This window comes from Stenotrophomonas sp. GQ19, assembly GCF_059758695.1.
The window spans coordinates 643476-660361 of the sequence record NZ_JCAXES010000002.1 but is presented as its reverse complement, the minus strand read 5'-3'; the positions used below and the strand labels follow the sequence as shown (position 1 = coordinate 660361).

At 68.3% G+C, this 16886-nt stretch carries 12 protein-coding genes; 7 read left to right on the top strand and 5 right to left on the bottom strand.

All coding sequences use genetic code 11. The features are described from left to right. Positions 1-92: 92 nt before the first annotated feature. The gene (locus tag AC6CHL_RS06925) at positions 93-1136 is read left to right on the top strand and encodes a S41 family peptidase (protein ID WP_498293966.1); all 1044 of its coding nucleotides are present in this window, start codon (positions 93-95) and stop codon (positions 1134-1136) included. 54 nt (positions 1137-1190) lie between these two features. On the opposite strand, the gene AC6CHL_RS06920 is transcribed toward AC6CHL_RS06925, so the two are convergent. Further along, positions 1191-2411 (bottom strand): multifunctional CCA addition/repair protein, encoded by a 1221-nt coding sequence (locus AC6CHL_RS06920; RefSeq protein ID WP_498293964.1) that lies wholly within the window; start codon positions 2409-2411, stop codon positions 1191-1193. 615 nt (positions 2412-3026) lie between these two features. Next, a complete protein-coding gene (locus tag AC6CHL_RS06915) occupies positions 3027-5018 on the bottom strand; it encodes a transglycosylase SLT domain-containing protein (protein ID WP_320491786.1) in 1992 nt (663 codons plus the stop codon). Between the two features lie 132 nt (positions 5019-5150). Between AC6CHL_RS06915 and AC6CHL_RS06910 the strand changes: the two genes are divergently transcribed. The 3 genes from AC6CHL_RS06910 to AC6CHL_RS06900 all read left to right on the top strand — a co-directional run bounded on the left by AC6CHL_RS06910 (position 5151) and on the right by AC6CHL_RS06900 (position 9606). Continuing rightward, positions 5151-5558: an ExbD/TolR family protein gene (locus tag AC6CHL_RS06910; RefSeq protein ID WP_498293961.1), complete on the top strand. Its 408-nt coding sequence runs from the start codon at positions 5151-5153 to the stop codon at positions 5556-5558. Between the two features lie 217 nt (positions 5559-5775). Then, positions 5776-8649, top strand: coding sequence for a TonB-dependent receptor plug domain-containing protein (locus AC6CHL_RS06905; RefSeq protein WP_038686246.1), 2874 nt, complete (start codon positions 5776-5778; stop codon positions 8647-8649). Positions 8650-8979: 330 nt separating this feature from the next. After that, on the top strand, positions 8980-9606 hold the full coding sequence (locus tag AC6CHL_RS06900; protein WP_038686248.1) for a LysE family translocator: 627 nt from the start codon (positions 8980-8982) through the stop codon (positions 9604-9606). 223 nt (positions 9607-9829) lie between these two features. Here the strand turns inward: AC6CHL_RS06900 and fhuE are convergent, their stop codons facing one another. Further along, complete coding sequence (gene fhuE / locus AC6CHL_RS06895) at positions 9830-12007, bottom strand: ferric-rhodotorulic acid/ferric-coprogen receptor FhuE (RefSeq protein WP_498293959.1); 2178 nt, start codon at positions 12005-12007, stop codon at positions 9830-9832. 324 nt (positions 12008-12331) lie between these two features. On the opposite strand from fhuE, the gene AC6CHL_RS06890 reads away from it, so the two are divergent. Together AC6CHL_RS06890 and AC6CHL_RS06885 are read left to right on the top strand one after the other, a co-directional pair. Next, positions 12332-12811 carry a VOC family protein gene (locus AC6CHL_RS06890; protein ID WP_038686251.1) on the top strand — a complete coding sequence of 160 codons (480 nt, stop codon included), beginning with the start codon at positions 12332-12334 and terminating at the stop codon, positions 12809-12811. Positions 12812-12871: 60 nt separating this feature from the next. Further along, complete coding sequence (locus AC6CHL_RS06885) at positions 12872-13360, top strand: LuxR family transcriptional regulator (RefSeq protein WP_498293957.1); 489 nt, start codon at positions 12872-12874, stop codon at positions 13358-13360. Between the two features lie 44 nt (positions 13361-13404). Here the strand turns inward: AC6CHL_RS06885 and AC6CHL_RS06880 are convergent, their stop codons facing one another. Then, positions 13405-13875, bottom strand: coding sequence for an Lrp/AsnC family transcriptional regulator (locus tag AC6CHL_RS06880; RefSeq protein WP_159497894.1), 471 nt, complete (start codon positions 13873-13875; stop codon positions 13405-13407). Between the two features lie 73 nt (positions 13876-13948). Here AC6CHL_RS06880 and AC6CHL_RS06875 point away from each other — a divergent pair, with 73 nt between their 5' ends. Then, positions 13949-14821 carry an EamA family transporter gene (locus tag AC6CHL_RS06875; protein WP_498293955.1) on the top strand — a complete coding sequence of 291 codons (873 nt, stop codon included), beginning with the start codon at positions 13949-13951 and terminating at the stop codon, positions 14819-14821. Positions 14822-15213: 392 nt separating this feature from the next. On the opposite strand, the gene betA is transcribed toward AC6CHL_RS06875, so the two are convergent. Next, entirely contained in the window at positions 15214-16884 is a 1671-nt protein-coding gene (gene betA, locus AC6CHL_RS06870) for a choline dehydrogenase (RefSeq protein ID WP_498293953.1), read from the bottom strand. Between the last annotated feature and the right edge of the window lie 2 nt (positions 16885-16886).

Sequence of the window (16886 nt, the reverse complement as noted above, 5' to 3'; positions counted from 1 at the left end):
GGCATGCGTCGCTGGTTATGCGAACGGCGCACTGTACCAATGCCCGCGTGCAGCGCTAAGCTGCGGCCTCTTCACTACACGGATGTAGCACGATGATCGCAGGACGTGGTTGGCTGTTGATGGTGGCGCTAGCAACGGCAAGTGGCGCTGCACACGCGCAGGACGTACCCAGTGCCGAGGCACAGGCGCGGATCCTGGATCTGCTGCAGCAGCAGTCGCTGTATCGCGACCGCGTGGACTGGTCCAAGGCCCGCGCGGAGTTGGCGGCTGCGGGCGACCCGGCGCAGACGCGGCGGTTGCTGGACGATGTGATCCAGCGCAGCAGTGGCGGGCACGGGCGATGGATATCGCCCAGCCAGTTGCGCACGGAGTCGAAACGCGCACCGGCCACGCAGGCAGCGATGGGCGCTGCGCCCCTTCAGACAGAGGACGCCAGCACCGGACCGACAGCGCGGCTGGGGTGGATCAAGGTGGGCGCCTACATGGACGACCAGACCCAGCCCCAGGAAGTGCAGTACCAGGCCCGCAAGCAGGCGGCCATTGCGCTGCAGGCGCGCATCCAGGAACAGGACGATGGCAACCGCTGTGGCTGGGTGGTCGACCTGCGCGGCAACAGTGGCGGCAACATGTGGCCGATGCTGCTTGGCCTGGGCCCGTTGCTGGGCGATGCCAAGGGAAGTGATCCGGTCGGCATGTCCCTTCGCGCGGACAAACAGCAGCCGTGGACGTATCGCGATGGCGCGATCTGGTCGGACGGGAACGGGATGTTGGGATCGAGCAACACGCGGTACACGCTGCGCCGCCCGGGCGCCCCGGTGGCCGTCCTGTTCGGGCCGCGCACTGCCAGTTCCGGCGAGGCATCGGTACTGGCCTTCCGCGGCCGGGCAGCGTCGCGCAGCTTCGGCCAGCCCAGTGCCGGCTATTCCACCTCCAATACCCCGCAGCGTCTGCCCGATGGCAGCATGCTGCTGTTGACCGGCAGCGTGATGGCCGACCGCAACGGCGTAGGCGATGGCAACCGCCTGCAGCCTGACGTCACGGTGGCCCCAGGGCAGGACGCGGCCGCGGTGGCGCGCGAATGGCTGCTTGCGCAGCCGGCCTGCAAACAGGCCGCTGCCGTGGTGGATGCACGCTGAAACCGGATGCGCCGCGCTGGCCCGTTGATGCACGGGCCGCAGGGGCGCAGACGTTCAACGCACCGCCGCAATCGCCCGCGTACGCGCTTTGGCCAGCGCTTCCCCCACCGCCGGTCCCTTCAGGTGGGTGAGGTCCAGGTCGCGCGCCTGGATCGCCAGCGCCGCCTGGTGCAGGCGCGTGAGCGTTGCGCCCTGCAGATAATCGCTGTCTTCAAACCCCAGCCGGCCCCGCTTGTCGGCCTCGCAGCACAGCGCGATCTGCGCGATGCGCTCCGGGCGGCGGAAGCCGTCGCAGCGGCCCAAAAGTTCCAGGACGGTGGCATCGCGCAGTTCATCGATGCGGTGCACGTTGAGGTGGTCGCGGCACACCGCTTCGGCCAGCTGGCGGTGGTCCAGCGGCACCTTCAGGCGGTCGCACAGGGCATGCAGCGGGGCGACGCCGCGCTGCTCGTGCATGATGTGGCGCGGCCATTCCGACGGTGGCGTCAGGCCTTTGCCCAGGTCGTGGGTGAGCGCGGCGAAGCCGATCAGGTCGTCGCCCGGCGCCAACCGCGCGGCCATGTCGCTGACCATTTCCTGGTGCACGCCGGTATCCACTTCGGGATGGAATTCGGCCCGTTGCGGCACGCCATACAGCGCTTCCAGCTCGGGCAGGATCGCGCGCAAGGCGCCGGTCTCGTGCAACGTGCGCAGGAAGGCCGACGGCTGGGCGCTGCGCAGCACGCGGCGCAGTTCCTGCCAGACGCGCTCGGGCACCAGCGCGTCCAGTTCGCCGCTGTCGGCGATCTGGCGCATCAGGTCCAGGGTTTCCGGGGCCACGGTGAAACCGAGCGGCGCAAAGCGGGCCATGAAGCGCGCCGCGCGCAGTACCCGCAGCGGGTCTTCCACGAATGCGGGGCCCACGTGGCGCAGGATGCGCTGCTGGATGTCGCGCGCACCGCCATACGGGTCCACCAGCGTACCGGTGGCCTCGTCGCAGGCGATTGCGTTGATGGTGAAGTCGCGGCGCAGCAGGTCGTCTTCCAGCGTCACTGACGGGTCGGCATCGACCACGAAGCCGCGGTAGCCGCGCCCGGATTTGCGCTCGGTGCGCGCCAGGGCGTATTCCTCGCCGGTGTGGGGGTGCAGGAACACGGGGAAGTCGCGGCCCACGGCCTTGTAGCCCTGCGCTTCCATGTCCGCTTGGGTGGCGCCCACCACCACCCAGTCGCGGTCACCGGGGGTCTGCTGCAACAGGCGGTCGCGTACGGCGCCGCCAACAAGATAGATCTTCATGCGCCCATGATGCCGCAGTGGGCCAACGCGACGCCAACCGGTAGTGCCGGCCGCTGGCCGGCTCGCCAAGAATCCTGACAATAACGTAGTGCCGGCCGCTGGCCGGCTCCTGGGAATCTTCGGGCAATGCGAGGAGCCGGCCAGCGGCCGGCACTACCGGGGTGTTCGGGCAATGCGAGGAGCCGGCCAGCGGCCGGCACTACCGGGGTGTTCGGGCAATGCGAGGAGCCGGCCAGCGGCCGGCACTACCGGGGTGTTCGGGCGGTGCGGGGAGCCGGCCAGCGGCCGGCACTACCGGGGTGTTCGGGCGGTGCGGGGAGCCGGCCAGCGGCCGGCCTACCGGGGTGTTCGGGCAATGCGAGGAGCCGGCCAGCGGCCGGCACTACCGGGGTGTTCGGGCGGTGCGAGGAGCCGGCCAGCGGCCGGCATTTCCAGGGTGTTCGGGCGGTGCGGGGAGCCGGCCAGCGGCCGGCACTACCGGGGTGTTCGGGCGGTGCGGGGAGCCGGCCAGCGGCCGGCCGTGCCGGGGTGTTCGGGCGGTCCGCATAGCCGGCCAGCGGCCGGCACTACCGGGATCGTCGCCGAGCCCGCCAGCGGCCGGCATACCGGGGCGGGTCAGTCGCCGCCCTTGTCTGCGTTGGCGGCGCACGCGAAGTTCTTGCGCTTGGCCTGCAGGCGGCCGTTCATGCGGTCGGTCACCGGCAGGGCGTTGCCGTTCAAGCGCCAGTCGTAGATCACGCTGAAGGCCAGGATGCGGGCCACGTACTCGCGGGTTTCCTTGTAGCTGATGGTTTCGATCCAGATGTCCGGGTCGAAGCCCGGGCGCTGGGTCTGCCAGCGCGCGGTTGGCGTGGGGCCGGCGTTGTAGGCGGCGATGGTGATGTAGGGCAGGCCCTCGTACTTGTTCATCAGCTGGCGCAGGTAGGCCGTGCCCAGGGCGATGTTGGTGTCCGGGTCGTACAGGCTGGCGGCGCCGCCATAGTTGGTCAGGCCGATCGACTTGGCCACGCTGGCACCGGTGGCCGGCAGCACCTGCATCAGGCCCATGGCATTGGCCGGCGAGCGTGCCTTCGGGTTGAAGATGCTCTCGGCGCGGATCTCGGCGGCCACCCAGGCCGGGTCGATCGCGTTGCGGGCCGATTCGCGGCGGATGGCGTCGTCGTGGTGCAGCGGGAAGCGCAGCGAATACAGGCGCTGCTCGTCCGGGGTCTTGCCAAGCGAGAACACCGCACGGTCGAACCAGCCGTTGTCGCGCGCCACTTCCACCGCGATGCGGCGCTGGGTGGTGTCGTAGCGGCTCAGGGCGTCGTTCCACTCGGCCACGGCCCAGCCGGCGCGTTCGATTTTGAACAGCTCCATGGCCCGCACGATGGCCGGGTCGCGGGCGACCGCCGCCTGCGCCTGCGCGCTGTCGTTGGGTTCCCACGGGCACAGCGTGTAGGTGGACTGGCCGAGCTGGTCGGCGGCGAGGAAGCCATGGAAGGTGGCCGCACGTGCCGCCTCGCGGTACAGCGGCTGGGCCTCGCTGCGCTTGCCGGTTTTCTCCAGCATGCGGGCCTCGAAGTAGCGCCAGCGCGAGTCGCTGCGCTGGGTCGGGCCCATCTTGCGGATCGCGGCCAGCGCCTGCGGCCAGTCGCCGCGCGACATCGCCTCGCGCGCGCGCCATTCGTGCAGGCGCTCGTCGTAGGCCGAATCGGGCACCGCGTTGAGACGGCGCGCCGATTCGGGGCCGTACGAGGCCACCGTCCACAGCGCCACCTGGTACAGCACCTGCGCCTGCTGGGCCGCGCTCAGCTGCAGCGCGTTGGCGTACTGCGGCAGCTGCTGCTCGGTGGCGGCCGGGTCGGCCTTGGCCAGCTTGGCCAGGCCATCGGTGGCGATGCGCCGGCTGCGCTCGTTGCGCGGCCAGTTCAACGCGCTGGCATTGGGTTTGTCGACGAAGGCGGCATAGGTGTTGGCCAGTGCCAGGTCGGCGGCGGGCAGGCCGCGCGCTGCGCTGCGCATCACCGCCGGCTGCTGTTCGTCGGCGGCCGCATCGATACGGGCCCAACGCAGGTCGGCGCTCAGGCCGCCCTTGGCATCGAGCACGGCGAACACCGCGTCGCACGCATCGGGCAGCGACTTGCCGGTGCTGCGCCAGATCGCCTGGGCCTCGCTGGTCCACTGTGCGTCGGCCTTGCCGGTGGCCTGGCGTGCATTGAGCTGGGCACAGCGCAACCCGACGTTGTCGGTAGGCACCCAGTTGGCCAGCAGCGTGGGCCAGTCCTGGCGGCGTGCCAGGGCCGGCAGCCAGACGCTGCGGAAACTGCTGGCCACGGCCTGGCCGTTGTAACGCTTGAGGAAGTCCTGCGCCTGCGTGGCGCTGACGGTGTCGATGTTCCGGCGCAGGTTGGCGTATTCCAGCCAGCCGTACAGCGGGTGCCTGGCCAGCGCTGCGGCCTGGGCCGGGTCGTACTGGCCGCGCTCGGCGTTGTCGATGGCTGCCTTGAGCTGCGCGCGCTGCGCATCCAGGTTCTGCGCATCGGCCACCGGGCTGACCCCGGTGCAGGCCAGCAGGACGGAGGCGCTGAGGAAATACAGGGGAAGTCGAGTCATGGCCGAAAGCATAACGGCGCGCGGTGAAGGGCGGTGAGGGCAAGCCGACTCGATCATGAACGAGCGCCGCACAACGCCGTGAAGACCCGCCGCGCCGGGCGTAGTGTCGGCCATGGGGCAGCCCGCTCCAGGGAGAGACAGAGCATGGCATTCCGCGCAGCCGCGACGTCTGGACCACTGGCCGAAATCAACGTCACCCCGTTGGTCGATGTGATGCTGGTGTTGTTGATCATCTTCATTGTGACCGCCCCGATGGTGTCCATGCCCATCCCGGTCAACCTGCCGCAACGCACCACCACCGTGGTGCCGCCCACCCAGCCACCGCCGCCGATCGAGCTGCGCGTGGATGCGTCCAACCAAATCACCTGGAACGGGCAGGTGGTGCCGGTCGCCTCCCTGCAGGCACGCATGCAGGAGCAGGCCCAGGCGCACGCCGGCAACCTGCCGGAGCTGCGCATCGCCAGCGACCCCGACGCCGCGTACGCGGTGATGGCCAAGGTGCTGGCGGCCGCCAGCAACGCGCACCTGGAGCGCATCGCCTTCGTGCAGTAGCGCGGGTACGCACTGCAGCGCACCAAACAACGCCCTTGCCTGCAGGGGCGTTTTGCGTTGCGGCGCCTACATGTTGCCTGTTCGGATTTGTCGTAGCGACGTGAAAAGGTGCCTTCCGTCACGACCGGCGTTTTACCGTTTGTTTACAAAGGAGACGTTGCCGCCATGCAGGGGGAGTGCGGCAGCCCAGCCCAACATTCCTTTGTGGAGAGAGCGAATGAACGACCTGCACTACCGCCCCTTGGCGGTCGCCGTATCGCTGTGTCTGTTGTTGGCAGTGCCCGCGCTGGCCGGCGCGCAGGAAACGCCCCGTACGACCACCGAGCTGGACCGCGTCGAGGTGACCGGCAGCCGCATCAAGCGCGCCGAAGTAGAAGGCCAGGTCCCGATCCAGACCCTCACCCGCGCCGAGATCGAACGCACCGGCATGAATTCCATTGGCGAAGTGCTGCAGCAGCTGACCGGGTCCGGGTCGGCGCTGAACGCCAAATTCAACTCCTCCGGCAACTTCGGCTTCCCGCCTGACGGCAGCGGCGTGGGCGCCGGTTCGGCCCAGGTCGATCTGCGCCACCTGGGGGCCAAGCGCGTGCTGGTGCTGGTGGACGGCATCCGCTGGGTCAACGAATCCTCGGCCTCCGGCGTGGGCGCGGCGACCGATCTCAATACCATTCCGCTGGCGATCGTCGAGCGCATCGAAGTGCTCGAAGATGGCGCGTCGTCGCTGTACGGCTCCGACGCCATCGCCGGCGTGGTCAACATCATCACCCGGCGCGAGTTCGACGGTGGCCAGGTCACGCTGAACTACGGCGAATACAGCAAGGGCGACGGCACCCAGAAGGGCGTGGACCTGGCCTGGGGCACCAGCGGCGACCGCTACACCCTGTTCCTGGGCGCCAGCTGGACCAAGCAGGACCCGGTGTATGCGCGGGACCGCGAGCAGTCGCGCTTCCCGATCCCCGGCACCGGGCTGGCGTTCGGCAGCGGTGGCATTCCGCAGGGCCGCTTCGCCTTCGTCGACCCCAACACCGGGGCCGAGCAGGACATCGTGCCCAACACCGGGGTGAGCAACCCGCGCTACGACGGCAGCGCCGGTTGCAGCCGTACCGACGACTACCACTGCTTCACCTCGGCCGACCGCTTCAACTTCGCCGAATACAACATGGTGCTGACGCCGTCGGAACGTAAGGGCATCTTCGGCCAGTTCCGTTTCGACATCACCGACAACGTCCAGTGGTACATCAAGGCGCTGGGCAACCGCCGCGAATCGACCAACCAGGCCGGCCCGGAGCCGCTGTTCTTCGGCCCCGATGGCGCCACCGGCAACCCGCTGGCCGACAACATCGTGGTGTCCGCGCTCAACCCGTACAACCCGTTCGGGTTCGACCTGGTGTCCTCGGGCAACATGAGCCTGATCGGCCGGCGCCCGGTGGAAGGCGGCGCGCGCATCTTCGAGCAGGAGGTCAACACCCAGTACTTCGCCACCGGCCTGGTGGGCCAGTTCGAGGCCGGCAGCCGCAGCTGGTTCTGGGACGTCAACGGCATGTACAGCAAGAACAAGGCCGAACAGACCAACTACGGCAGCTATGACATCTTCAAGGTGAACATGGCCCTGGGCGACCCGGCCGTTTGCGCGGCCACGCCCGGCTGCGTGCCGCTTAACATCTTCGGGGGCGCGGGGTCGATCACCCCGGCGATGCTGGACTGGATCCAGCCGGTGGTGCGCGACCGCAGCCAGAACGAGTTGAGCCTGTTCACCGCCAACCTGAGCAGTGACCTGTTCAACCTGCCGGCGGGCCCGGTGTCGTTCGCCACCGGCTACGAGTACCGCAAGTACGAGGGCCGCTACGATCCCGATCCGCTCACCGTGATCGGTCATTACAACGGCGTGCCGTCGCTGCCCACCTCCGGTTCCTACGACGTCAATGAAGCGTACCTGGAGCTGAGCGTGCCGATCTTCGCCAAGAGCGCGATCGGCGAGAAGCTCGACCTGAGCCTGGCCGGGCGCTACTCGGACTACTCCACCTTCGGCGGCGAGTTCACCCCCAAGTACGGCCTGCGCTGGCAGGTGACCAACGACTTCGTGCTGCGTACCAGCTACGCCGAAGGCTTCCGCGCACCGTCCATCGGTGAGCTGTATGGCTCGGCGGCGCGTGCCGACCTGCAGCTGTTCGACCCGTGCTCGATCGGCCTGGGCGGTACCGCGCCGCGCGGCAACCCGGCCAACTGCGCCGCGCTCGGCGTACCCAGCGGCTTCCAGCAGGCCAACTCGCAGATCTCGGTCACCACCGGCGGCAACGCCGAACTGGATCCGGAGCGCTCGCGCAGCTTCAGCGCCGGGTTCGTGTGGAGCCCGTGGTTCGGCAACGATGCGGCGTGGTCGGAGCGCTTCGACGTGGAAGTGACCTTCTACCGTCACACCATCGAAGGCGCCATCCAGGCCATCAACGCGCAGACCCAGCTGGACCTGTGCGTGGACACCCTGGACCCGGTCTACTGCGAGGGCATCAGCCGCGCCTCCACCGGTGCGGTGAGCAGCTTCAACAACCGGCTCACGAACCTGGGCTCGATCAAGACCGACGGCTGGGACGTGGACCTGTTCTGGACGTTCCCGCAGAGCGACATCGGCCAGTTCAAGCTGGGCTGGCAGAACACCTTCGTGGGGCGCTATGAAGCGCTGGGCGCGGCGGGCCAGCGGCAGCCGCAGAAGCCGGGCGTGGAAGTGGCCGACAGTTCGATCCCGGAGTGGACCAGCAACGCGACGCTGAGCTGGGCCCTGGCCAACTGGAGCGCGTCCTGGACCGTGCGGCACATCTCCGAGCTGACCGAGGACTGCGGCGACGCGGTGGCGTTCCCGGTGTGCAGCAACCAGCAGGAGGGCACCAATACGCTGGATGCCACCACCTTCCATGACCTGCAGGTGGGCTACAAGGTGGACTGGATGAAGGGCCTGCAGCTCAGCGCCGGCTTGAACAACGTGTTCGACAAGGATCCGCCGATCTGCCTGTCGTGCTCGCTCAACGGCTACGACGCGTCCACCTATGACATCCCGCGTGGCCGCTACTGGTACCTGCGCGCGGACCTGCGGTTCTGATCCGGCGCTGACCCACCGGCCACGGTCCGCCACCCGGGCCGTGGCCGGTGGCACCGCGTAGCGCCGGGTTCTGCCCGGCTGTCCATGCCGATCGCAGCCACGTAGAGCCGGGCTCTGCCCGGCTGTCGCTGTCGATCGCGTGGCCGATGCAAGCCGGGCAGAGCCCGGCTCTACGTGGGGTTGGCCGTCCCATTGCAGCTGGGCAGAGCCCGGCTCTACGTGATTGGTCGATCGCAGCCGGGCAGAGCCCGGCTCTACGGCGGCGGCCGCGTCAGGCATCATGTACAGCCGGGCAGCGCCCGGCTCTATTCCCTTCAGAACGTTGTTGCCATGAACCTGCATACCTGGTGGATCTTCGCCGTCACCGTGTTCGTCCTGTGCGGCACCCCGGGGCCCAACATGCTGCACGTGATGACCCGCAGCGTGCGGGTCGGCTTCCGTCGCAGCGTGGCGGCCATGGCCGGCTGCCTCACGGCGCTGGTGCTGGCCCTGTCGATCTCCGCGGCCGGGCTGGGTGCGGTGCTGAAAGCCTCACCGATGGTGTTCGACGTGCTGCGCTATGCGGGCGTGGCCTACCTGGTCTACCTGGGCATCAAGGCCTGGCGTGGCGGCGACGCGCCACTGGACGTGGGCAGCGCGGCAACGATCGCGCCCAGCTCGCGGCGCATCCTGTTCCGCGATGGCTTCATCATCGGCATCAGCAACCCCAAGCTGCTGTTGTTCGCGTCGGCGTTCCTGCCGCAGTTCGTCGACCTCGGCCAGCCGCAGCTGCCGCAGTTCGTGGTGCTGGTGGGAACCTTCGCGCTGATGGAAATGTTCTGGTACGCGGTGTACGCCGCCGGTGGGCGCGGCCTGGCCAGTTATCTGGCGCGCCCGGGCCTGCGCAAGGTGTTCGATCGCGTGGTGGGCACCATCTTCATCGGCTTCGGGCTGGCGCTGCTGCGCGCCCGACCGTAGTGCCGGCCGCTGGCCGGCAACCAGGCAAGACCGTCATCGTTCATGAGGTTGCCGGCCAGCGGCCGGCACTACCGGCGCCCGGCCAGGCGTGGCCGCGCGACGCATCGCGCCGCGGCCGGTAGAGCCACGCCATGCGTGGGTGCGCATCCCCCGCGCGTCGTGCAGAACGCAGAACGCCGGGCAATGCCCGGCGCTCTGGTGTCCGCTTGCGGTCAATGACCGGTCAGAACGACCAGTTGAACGTGATCGAGCCGTTGCGGCCGTCGCCGTAGGCACCGTAGCCGTTGATCTGCGAGAAGTACTTCTTGTCCAGCAGGTTGTTGAGGTTGGCCTGCACGCTGAACTCGGGCGAGATGCGGTAGCGCACGAAGGCGCTGACCAGTGCATACCCTTCCTGCTCGATGCGTCCGTACGCGGGCACCGGGTAATAGATGCGGTTCTGCCAGTTGGCACCGCCGCCCACGGTCAGCGCCGTCAGCGACTGCGGGGTGTAGCTGGTGAACAGCTTGATCGTCGTCTGCGGCAGGTTGGTGTTGATGTCCGCGTCGTTGATGTCCTTGGCCACGTAGCGCGAGGCACCGAAGGTGGCATTCCAGCCCGGGGCCAGTTCGCCGTTCACTTCAAACTCGACGCCACGGCTGACCGTGCCGCGCGCGGCGATGTAGGCGGTTTCGCCGCCCGTTCCGCCCACCACCGGTTCGCCGGTGGACTGGCCCACGTTGTCCTGCTCGATACGGAACACGGCAAGCGAGGCATTCAAGCGGTCGTCGAACCATGCGCCCTTGACGCCCACTTCGTAGCTCTTGCCGTCCACCGGGTCCAGGTAGCTGCCGGTGCGGTTCTTCAGCATCTGCGGCTGGAAGATCTCGGTGTAGGACGCATAGGTGGAGTAGGTGTCATTGATGTCAAACACCAGGCCGGCATACGGCGTGGTCACCTTGTGCGAGCGGTCGGCGTCTTCGCCTTCGCTCTTCCAGTCGGTGTAGCGCGCGCCGATGATCAGCTTCAGCGGGTCAGCCAGCGACAGGCGGGTGGCGGCGTAGCCGGCCTTCTGGGTGATGGTGCCTTTGCTCGCGAGCGTCAGTGGGTTCCAGTTCGGCTCCGGGAAGTTGCCCGTCCATCCAAGGTAGCTGTCCAGTGGCTGCCAACCAGGATTGTCCGCTGTGCCCTGATAGTCACCGTAGTTGGCGAAATCGCGCTTGTTGTAGCTCAGCCCGGCCATGAACTGATGCTCCCGCCCGAACAGCTGGAACGGACCTTCCACGTAGCCGTCCACGGCATCGACCTTGCGCTCGGTATTGTAGAAGCCTGCCGAGCCCACCACGCCTGCGCCAGTATCCTTGTCCAGGTTGGAAGCACCGGTCACCCAGTCGTTGTAGGCCGGGTAGAACAGCTTGTCATCGGCGTTGGTCTTGTCGTGCGAGGCTCCAATCCTGACCTTCCAGTCATTGGCGAACGCATGTTCCAACGTGGCGAACAGGCGCTTGCTGGTGGTGTCCCAGTAGGTCCAGTTCGGGCTGGCGTTGAACGATGCGTCGTAGCCGGTGGAGGTGCCGTCGGAGTACAGCATCGGGAAGCCACCCCAGGTGGCGCCGTTGGCCCGCTTCTGCTGGTAGTCGTAGCCCACGCTCAACTGCGTGTCCGGGGTCAGGTCAGCATCGATCACCGCATAGCCCAGCGTCTTGTGCTGGTTGTAGCGGTCCATCTGTGCGTCGGTGTCCAGGTAGCTGCCGATCACGCGCGCGCGCACCGAGCCGCTGGCATTCAGCGGGGTAGTCACGTCCACGGTGCTGCGGGTGCGGCCCCAGCTGCCCACGTTGACCGACACGGTGCCCGTCAGCTCAGCGCTGTCGGCGTGCTTGCGGATCAGGTTGACCGAGGCGGAGGGATTGCCCGCGCCGCTGAGCAGGCCGGTGGCGCCACGCACCACTTCCACGCGGTCATACAGGGCCAGGTCCAGGCCGGAATCGCCGTAGCTCCAGTTCTGCACCATCTGGGTAGGCAGGCCATCGAACTGGTAGCTGTCGATGTAGAAGCCACGCGCGTAGAACTCGGTGCGTTCGGTATCGGACTGGGTGCTGCTCACGCCGGTGGTGTTGGCCAGCACGTCGATGATGTCATCGAGGTTCTGGTCCTCGATGCGCTGGTGGCTGATGATGCTCAGCGACTGCGGGATCTCGCGTGGGGCCAGGTCGAAACGCGTGCCGGCCGAGGTCTTGCGCACGGAGTAGCCTTCGGCACGCTCACCCTTGACCACCACCTTGTCCAGGGTGGTGGCATCGGCAGGGGCGTCCTGCGCGAACGCAGGGGCGGCGGCCAGCGCGCACAACGCAGCGAGCAGGGCCTGGGTCAGGCGGGCCTGTGGCAACAGGCGGGGCAGCACAACGGAAGAACGGGTCATCGGCGGTTCCAGGGCGGCAGCACGCACATGGCCGACATCCTCGGTGGCCGGGCGCGCTGCAGTGGGTGGGGGTCAGTACGCGGCTGGCGGAGGCCTTGCAGGACAAGGCGCGGGCGCAGGCACTGATCGCCGCAGCGCCTCCCTGGCGCGGACGGGATAACGCCATGTTAATGCGAATCAGTCGTATCAGCAATTCAGGCTGGTCCATCGGGCCGCATCCGGACACCCCCGACGCCTTGCGCTGCCTGGGTCTGGGCCTGCTGGGCAGCGGCTTAACACCGTCGGTCGTAGGCTGGCCCCACTCGATCGCTGCAGGAGACCGCCATGGTGGCCAGGAACACGATCTGCCTCTGGTACGACGGCACCGCGCTGGACGCGGCCACGTTCTACGCCCAGACCTTCCCCGACAGTGCGGTCAATGCCGTGCACCACGCGCCAAGTGACTTTCCGTCCGGCAAGCAGGGGGACGTGCTGACCGTGGACTTCACCGTGGCCGGCATCCCGTGCATCGGTCTCAATGGCGGGCCGGCGTTCAAGCACAGCGAGGCGTTTTCCTTCCAGATCGCCACCGACGACCAGGCCGAGACCGACCGGCTGTGGAATGCCATCGTCGGCAACGGCGGCCAGGAAAGCGCCTGCGGCTGGTGCCGCGACAAATGGGGCCTGTCCTGGCAGATCAGCCCGCGCGTGTTGACCGAGGCGGTCACCAGCAAGGATCCGGCAGTGGCCAGGCGCGCGTTCGAGGCGATGATGACCATGCGCAAGATCGACGTGGCGGCGATTGAAGCAGCCGTCCGGGGCTGATCTCGCCACCGTTGCCCCGTGCACGGTTCACGTCGTGCACTCACCCAGGAAGGAGCTTCCATGAAGAGGATGTTCGCCGTCTGCCTGACCACGGCCGTACTGCAGGCCGCGCCGCTGATGCTGTTTGCCGCCACGCCAGCCGCGTCCCCCCTGGCCGGACGCTGGGCGATCGATGTCGCCACGCTGCCGATGCCGACGGCCGACCGGCCCAAGAGTGTGCTGCTGGAGTTCAAGGATGCCGGCGCGGGTCGCTGGACCACCCGCGCCGAGATCGTCGATCCGAAAGGCGGAAAGATGACCGCCGACAGTACCCTGCCGCTGGATGGCACGCCCGGCCCGATCGTGGGCAACTACGGCGCCGACGTGGCCTCGCTCAGCATGCCCGCGCCGAATGTCCTGGTGATGCAGCTGGTGGACCACGGCACGCCGGCCTCCACGCGCATCTATACCGTGGCCGGCGATGGCAACCGGATGACCGAGTCCAAGGCGTTCTTCAGCAAGGACGGCAAGCCGATCCTGATGACGATCCACTTCACGCGCATGCCCTGAGGGCGCGGGTGGCCGGTGCACCCCCCGCGGGCGCGCCGGCCGTCCTACAGCGGCACGTCCAGCCCCCGCTTCAATGTACTCAGCGCCACCGCCGTGCGGTAGCGCTCGATGTTGTCGTCGTTGCCGAACAGGCGTTCGCTGATGGCCTCGTACTCTTCCATGGACGCGGCGGTGAGGATCAGCAGGAAGTCGGCGTCGCCGGTGATCGCATAGCACTGCTGCACGGCCGGGTCGTCCTGCACGCGGCGGCGGAACGGGGCCACGCGATGCGGCTGTTCGCTGCTCACGCGCACCTCGACCATGATGGTCAGCGGGCGGCCGAGCCGGCTCTGGTCGAGCACGGCCACGTTGGCGCGGATGAAGCCGGCTTCCTGCAGGCGCTTGATCCGGCGCTGCACGGCGGGCGCGGACAGGTGCACGGTCTCGGCGATCTCACGCTGGGCGGTGGTGTTGTCGCGCTGCAGGATGGCCAGGATGGCGCGGTCGAATTCGTCGGGGGCGTACGCGGCGGTCATGGGTGAGTGAAACATGCAGGAAGGCCCCTGCAATTGAGCATCTCCTTCGGCCGCTACGCAATATGCTGGCCGGATGTCGACCTCCCGCCATGCTTCGCTCATTCCCGTCCTGGCCGTGCTCGGCTCGGTCACCGCCCTGTCCGTGGGCACCTCCTACGCCAAGCAATTGTTCCCGCTGATCGGCGCGCAGGGCACCAGCGCGTTGCGCGTGGGGTTCTCGGCGCTGGTGCTGCTGGCAGTGTTCCGGCCGTGGCGCTGGACCACCACGCGCGCCGACGCCGGGGCGATCCTGCGCTACGGGATCACACTGGGGGTGATGAACCTGCTGTTCTACATGGCGCTGCGCACGATTCCATTCGGCATCGCGGTGGCCATCGAGTTCTGCGGGCCGCTGGCGGTGGCGATGTGGTCCTCGCGCCGGCCGATCGATTTTGTCTGGGTGGGCTGCGCGCTGGTCGGGCTGCTGCTGTTGTTGCCGCTGGGCCATGGCGCGCCGCTGGATCCGGTGGGGGTGATGTTCGCGCTGGGCGCGGCGGCCTGTTGGGCGATGTACATCATCTTTGGCAAGCGGGCAGGGCATCTGCACGCCGGGCACACGGTATCGCTGGGGTTGTGCGCGGCGGCGCTGGTAGTGGTGCCGGTGGGCATCGCGCACGCCGGCATGGCCTTGCTGGACCCGAAGATCCTGCTGTTCGGGCTGGGCGTGGCGATCGTCTCCAGCGCGATTCCGATGTCGCTGGAGATGATGGCGCTGAAGCGGCTGCCGAAGGAGACGTTCGGCATCCTGATCAGCATGGAACCGGCGGTGGCCGCGTTGCTGGCGATGGGGCTGCTGGCCGAGCACCTTACTCCGCTGCAGTGGGCGGCCATTGGCTGCACGGTGGTGGCGTCGGTGGGAAGCACGGTGACGGCACGGCGGGTGGCGCCGGCCGTACCGGTCACATGACCCGGTAGTGCCGGCCGCTGGCCGGCTGCTCAGGATCCAACGGTATCGGGAGCCGGCCAGCGGCCGGCACTACCTCAGGATCCAACGGTATTGGGAGCCGGCCAGCGGCCGGCACTACCTCAGGATCCAACGGTATCGGGAGCCGGCCAGCGGCCGGCACTACCTCAGGATCCAACGGTATCGGGAGCCGGCCAGCGGCCGGCACTACCTCACGATCCAACGGTATCGGGAGCCGGCCAACGGCCGGCACTACCTCAGGATCCAACGGTATCGGGAGCCGGCCAGCGGCCGGCACTACCTCACGATCCAACGGTATCGGGAGCCGGCCAGCGGCCGGCACTACCTTGGCGCGCGCCCACCAACGGTGGGCGCCTGCCGTTTTCGCCGCGGTTTCAGCGCCTTACCGGCGCGTCCCCGGCCACGTAGTAGTCCGCCGTGCTGCGGGGCAGCGGGGCGCGGCCGCGGATGCGGTCGGCGATCTTCTCGGCAATCATGATGGTGGTGGCGTTGAGGTTGCCGGTGATGATGCGCGGCATGATCGAGGCGTCCACCACGCGCAGGCTTTCCATGCCGTGCACGCGGCCCTGGCCGTCCACCACGCTCATCGCATCGGTGCCCATCGCGCAGGAACACGACGGGTGGTAGGCGGTCTCGGCCCGCGCCCGCACGAATGCATCCAGCTCCGCATCGGTCTTGCAGTCCGCACTCGGGCTGATCTCGCGGCCCCGGTATTCGTCCAGCGCGGGCTGGGCGATGATCTCGCGGGTGATCCGGATGGCATCGCGGAACTCCTGCCAGTCCTGGTCGGTGGACTGGTAGTTGAACAGGATCGACGGATGCTCACGCGGGTCCACCGATTTGGCATGCACGCGGCCGCGACTGGGCGTGCGCATCGAGCCCACATGCGCCTGGAACCCATGCTCCTTGACCGCATTGGTGCCGTTGTAATTGATCGCCACCGGCAGGAAGTGGTACTGGATGTTGGGCCATTCGAATTCGTCGCGGGTGCGGATGAACCCGCCGGCCTCGAACTGGTTGCTGGCGCCGATGCCGGTGCCGGCGAACAGCCACTCCGCGCCGATGGCCGGCTGGTTCCACCACTGCAGCGCCGGGTACAGCGACACCGGCTTCTTGCAGGCGTACTGCATGTACACCTCCAGGTGGTCCTGCAGGTTCTCGCCCACGCCGGGCAGGTCGTGCACCAGCGGCACGCCAAGCGCGGCCAGCAGCGCCGGCGCGCCCACGCCGGAGCGCTGCAGGATCTGCGGCGAGGCGATGGCACCGGCGCACAGCAGTACTTCGCGGCGCGCGGTGGCATCGATCGGCTCGGCGCTGTTGCCGGCCAGGTAGCGGACGCCCACCGCGCGCTTGCCGGCGAACAGGATGCGGTCGGTGGTGGCGTGCACCACGATCTCCAGCCCGGCGCGGTCCTTGGCCATGTCCAGGTAGCCGCGTGCGGTGCTGGAGCGGCGCCCGCGCGGGGTCACGGTGCGGTCCATCGGACCGAAGCCCTCCTGCTGGTAGCCGTTGAGGTCGTCGGTGCGCGGGTAGCCGGCCTGCACGCCGGCCTCCACCATCGCGTGGAACAGCACGTTGTTGCCGTTCTTCGGGGTGGCCACGCTGACCGGGCCCTCGCCGCCGTGGTAATCGTTGGGGCCGATGTCGCGCGTTTCGGCCTTGCGGAAATACGGCAGCACGTCGAGGTAGCTCCAGTCGTCCAGGCCGTCGAAGCGGGCCCAGTTGTCGAAGTCCAGCGCGTTGCCGCGGATGTAGCACATGCCGTTGATCAGCGACGAGCCGCCCAGGCCCTTGCCGCGCCCGCACTCCATGCGCCGGTTGTCCATGTGCGGCTCCGGCTCGGTTTCATAGGCCCAGTTGTAGCGTCGGCCCTGCAGCGGGTAGGCCAGCGCGGCGGGCATCTGGGTGCGGAAGTCCAGCCGGTAGTCCGGGCCGCCGGCTTCCAGCAGCAGCACGCTCACGCCGTCGTCCTCGGTGAGGCGCGCCGCAAGCGTGTTGCCGGCCGAGCCGGCGCCGATGATGATGTAGTCGTACTCGCGCTTCATCG

Bases quoted from the DNA above. Each gene is read 5' to 3' on its own strand.
- AC6CHL_RS06885 (WP_498293957.1), top strand. From the start codon at position 12,872: ATGAAGAGGATGTTCGCCGTCTGCCTGACCACGGCCGTACTGCAGGCC.
- fhuE (WP_498293959.1), bottom strand. From the start codon at position 12,007: ATGACCCGTTCTTCCGTTGTGCTGCCCCGCCTGTTGCCACAGGCCCGC.
- AC6CHL_RS06880 (WP_159497894.1), bottom strand. From the start codon at position 13,875: ATGACCGCCGCGTACGCCCCCGACGAATTCGACCGCGCCATCCTGGCC.
- AC6CHL_RS06875 (WP_498293955.1), top strand. From the start codon at position 13,949: ATGTCGACCTCCCGCCATGCTTCGCTCATTCCCGTCCTGGCCGTGCTC.
- betA (WP_498293953.1), bottom strand. From the start codon at position 16,884: ATGAAGCGCGAGTACGACTACATCATCATCGGCGCCGGCTCGGCCGGC.
- AC6CHL_RS06910 (WP_498293961.1), top strand. From the start codon at position 5,151: ATGGCATTCCGCGCAGCCGCGACGTCTGGACCACTGGCCGAAATCAAC.
- AC6CHL_RS06900 (WP_038686248.1), top strand. From the start codon at position 8,980: ATGAACCTGCATACCTGGTGGATCTTCGCCGTCACCGTGTTCGTCCTG.
- AC6CHL_RS06890 (WP_038686251.1), top strand. From the start codon at position 12,332: ATGGTGGCCAGGAACACGATCTGCCTCTGGTACGACGGCACCGCGCTG.
- AC6CHL_RS06915 (WP_320491786.1), bottom strand. From the start codon at position 5,018: ATGCTTTCGGCCATGACTCGACTTCCCCTGTATTTCCTCAGCGCCTCC.
- AC6CHL_RS06925 (WP_498293966.1), top strand. From the start codon at position 93: ATGATCGCAGGACGTGGTTGGCTGTTGATGGTGGCGCTAGCAACGGCA.
- AC6CHL_RS06905 (WP_038686246.1), top strand. From the start codon at position 5,776: ATGAACGACCTGCACTACCGCCCCTTGGCGGTCGCCGTATCGCTGTGT.
- AC6CHL_RS06920 (WP_498293964.1), bottom strand. From the start codon at position 2,411: ATGAAGATCTATCTTGTTGGCGGCGCCGTACGCGACCGCCTGTTGCAG.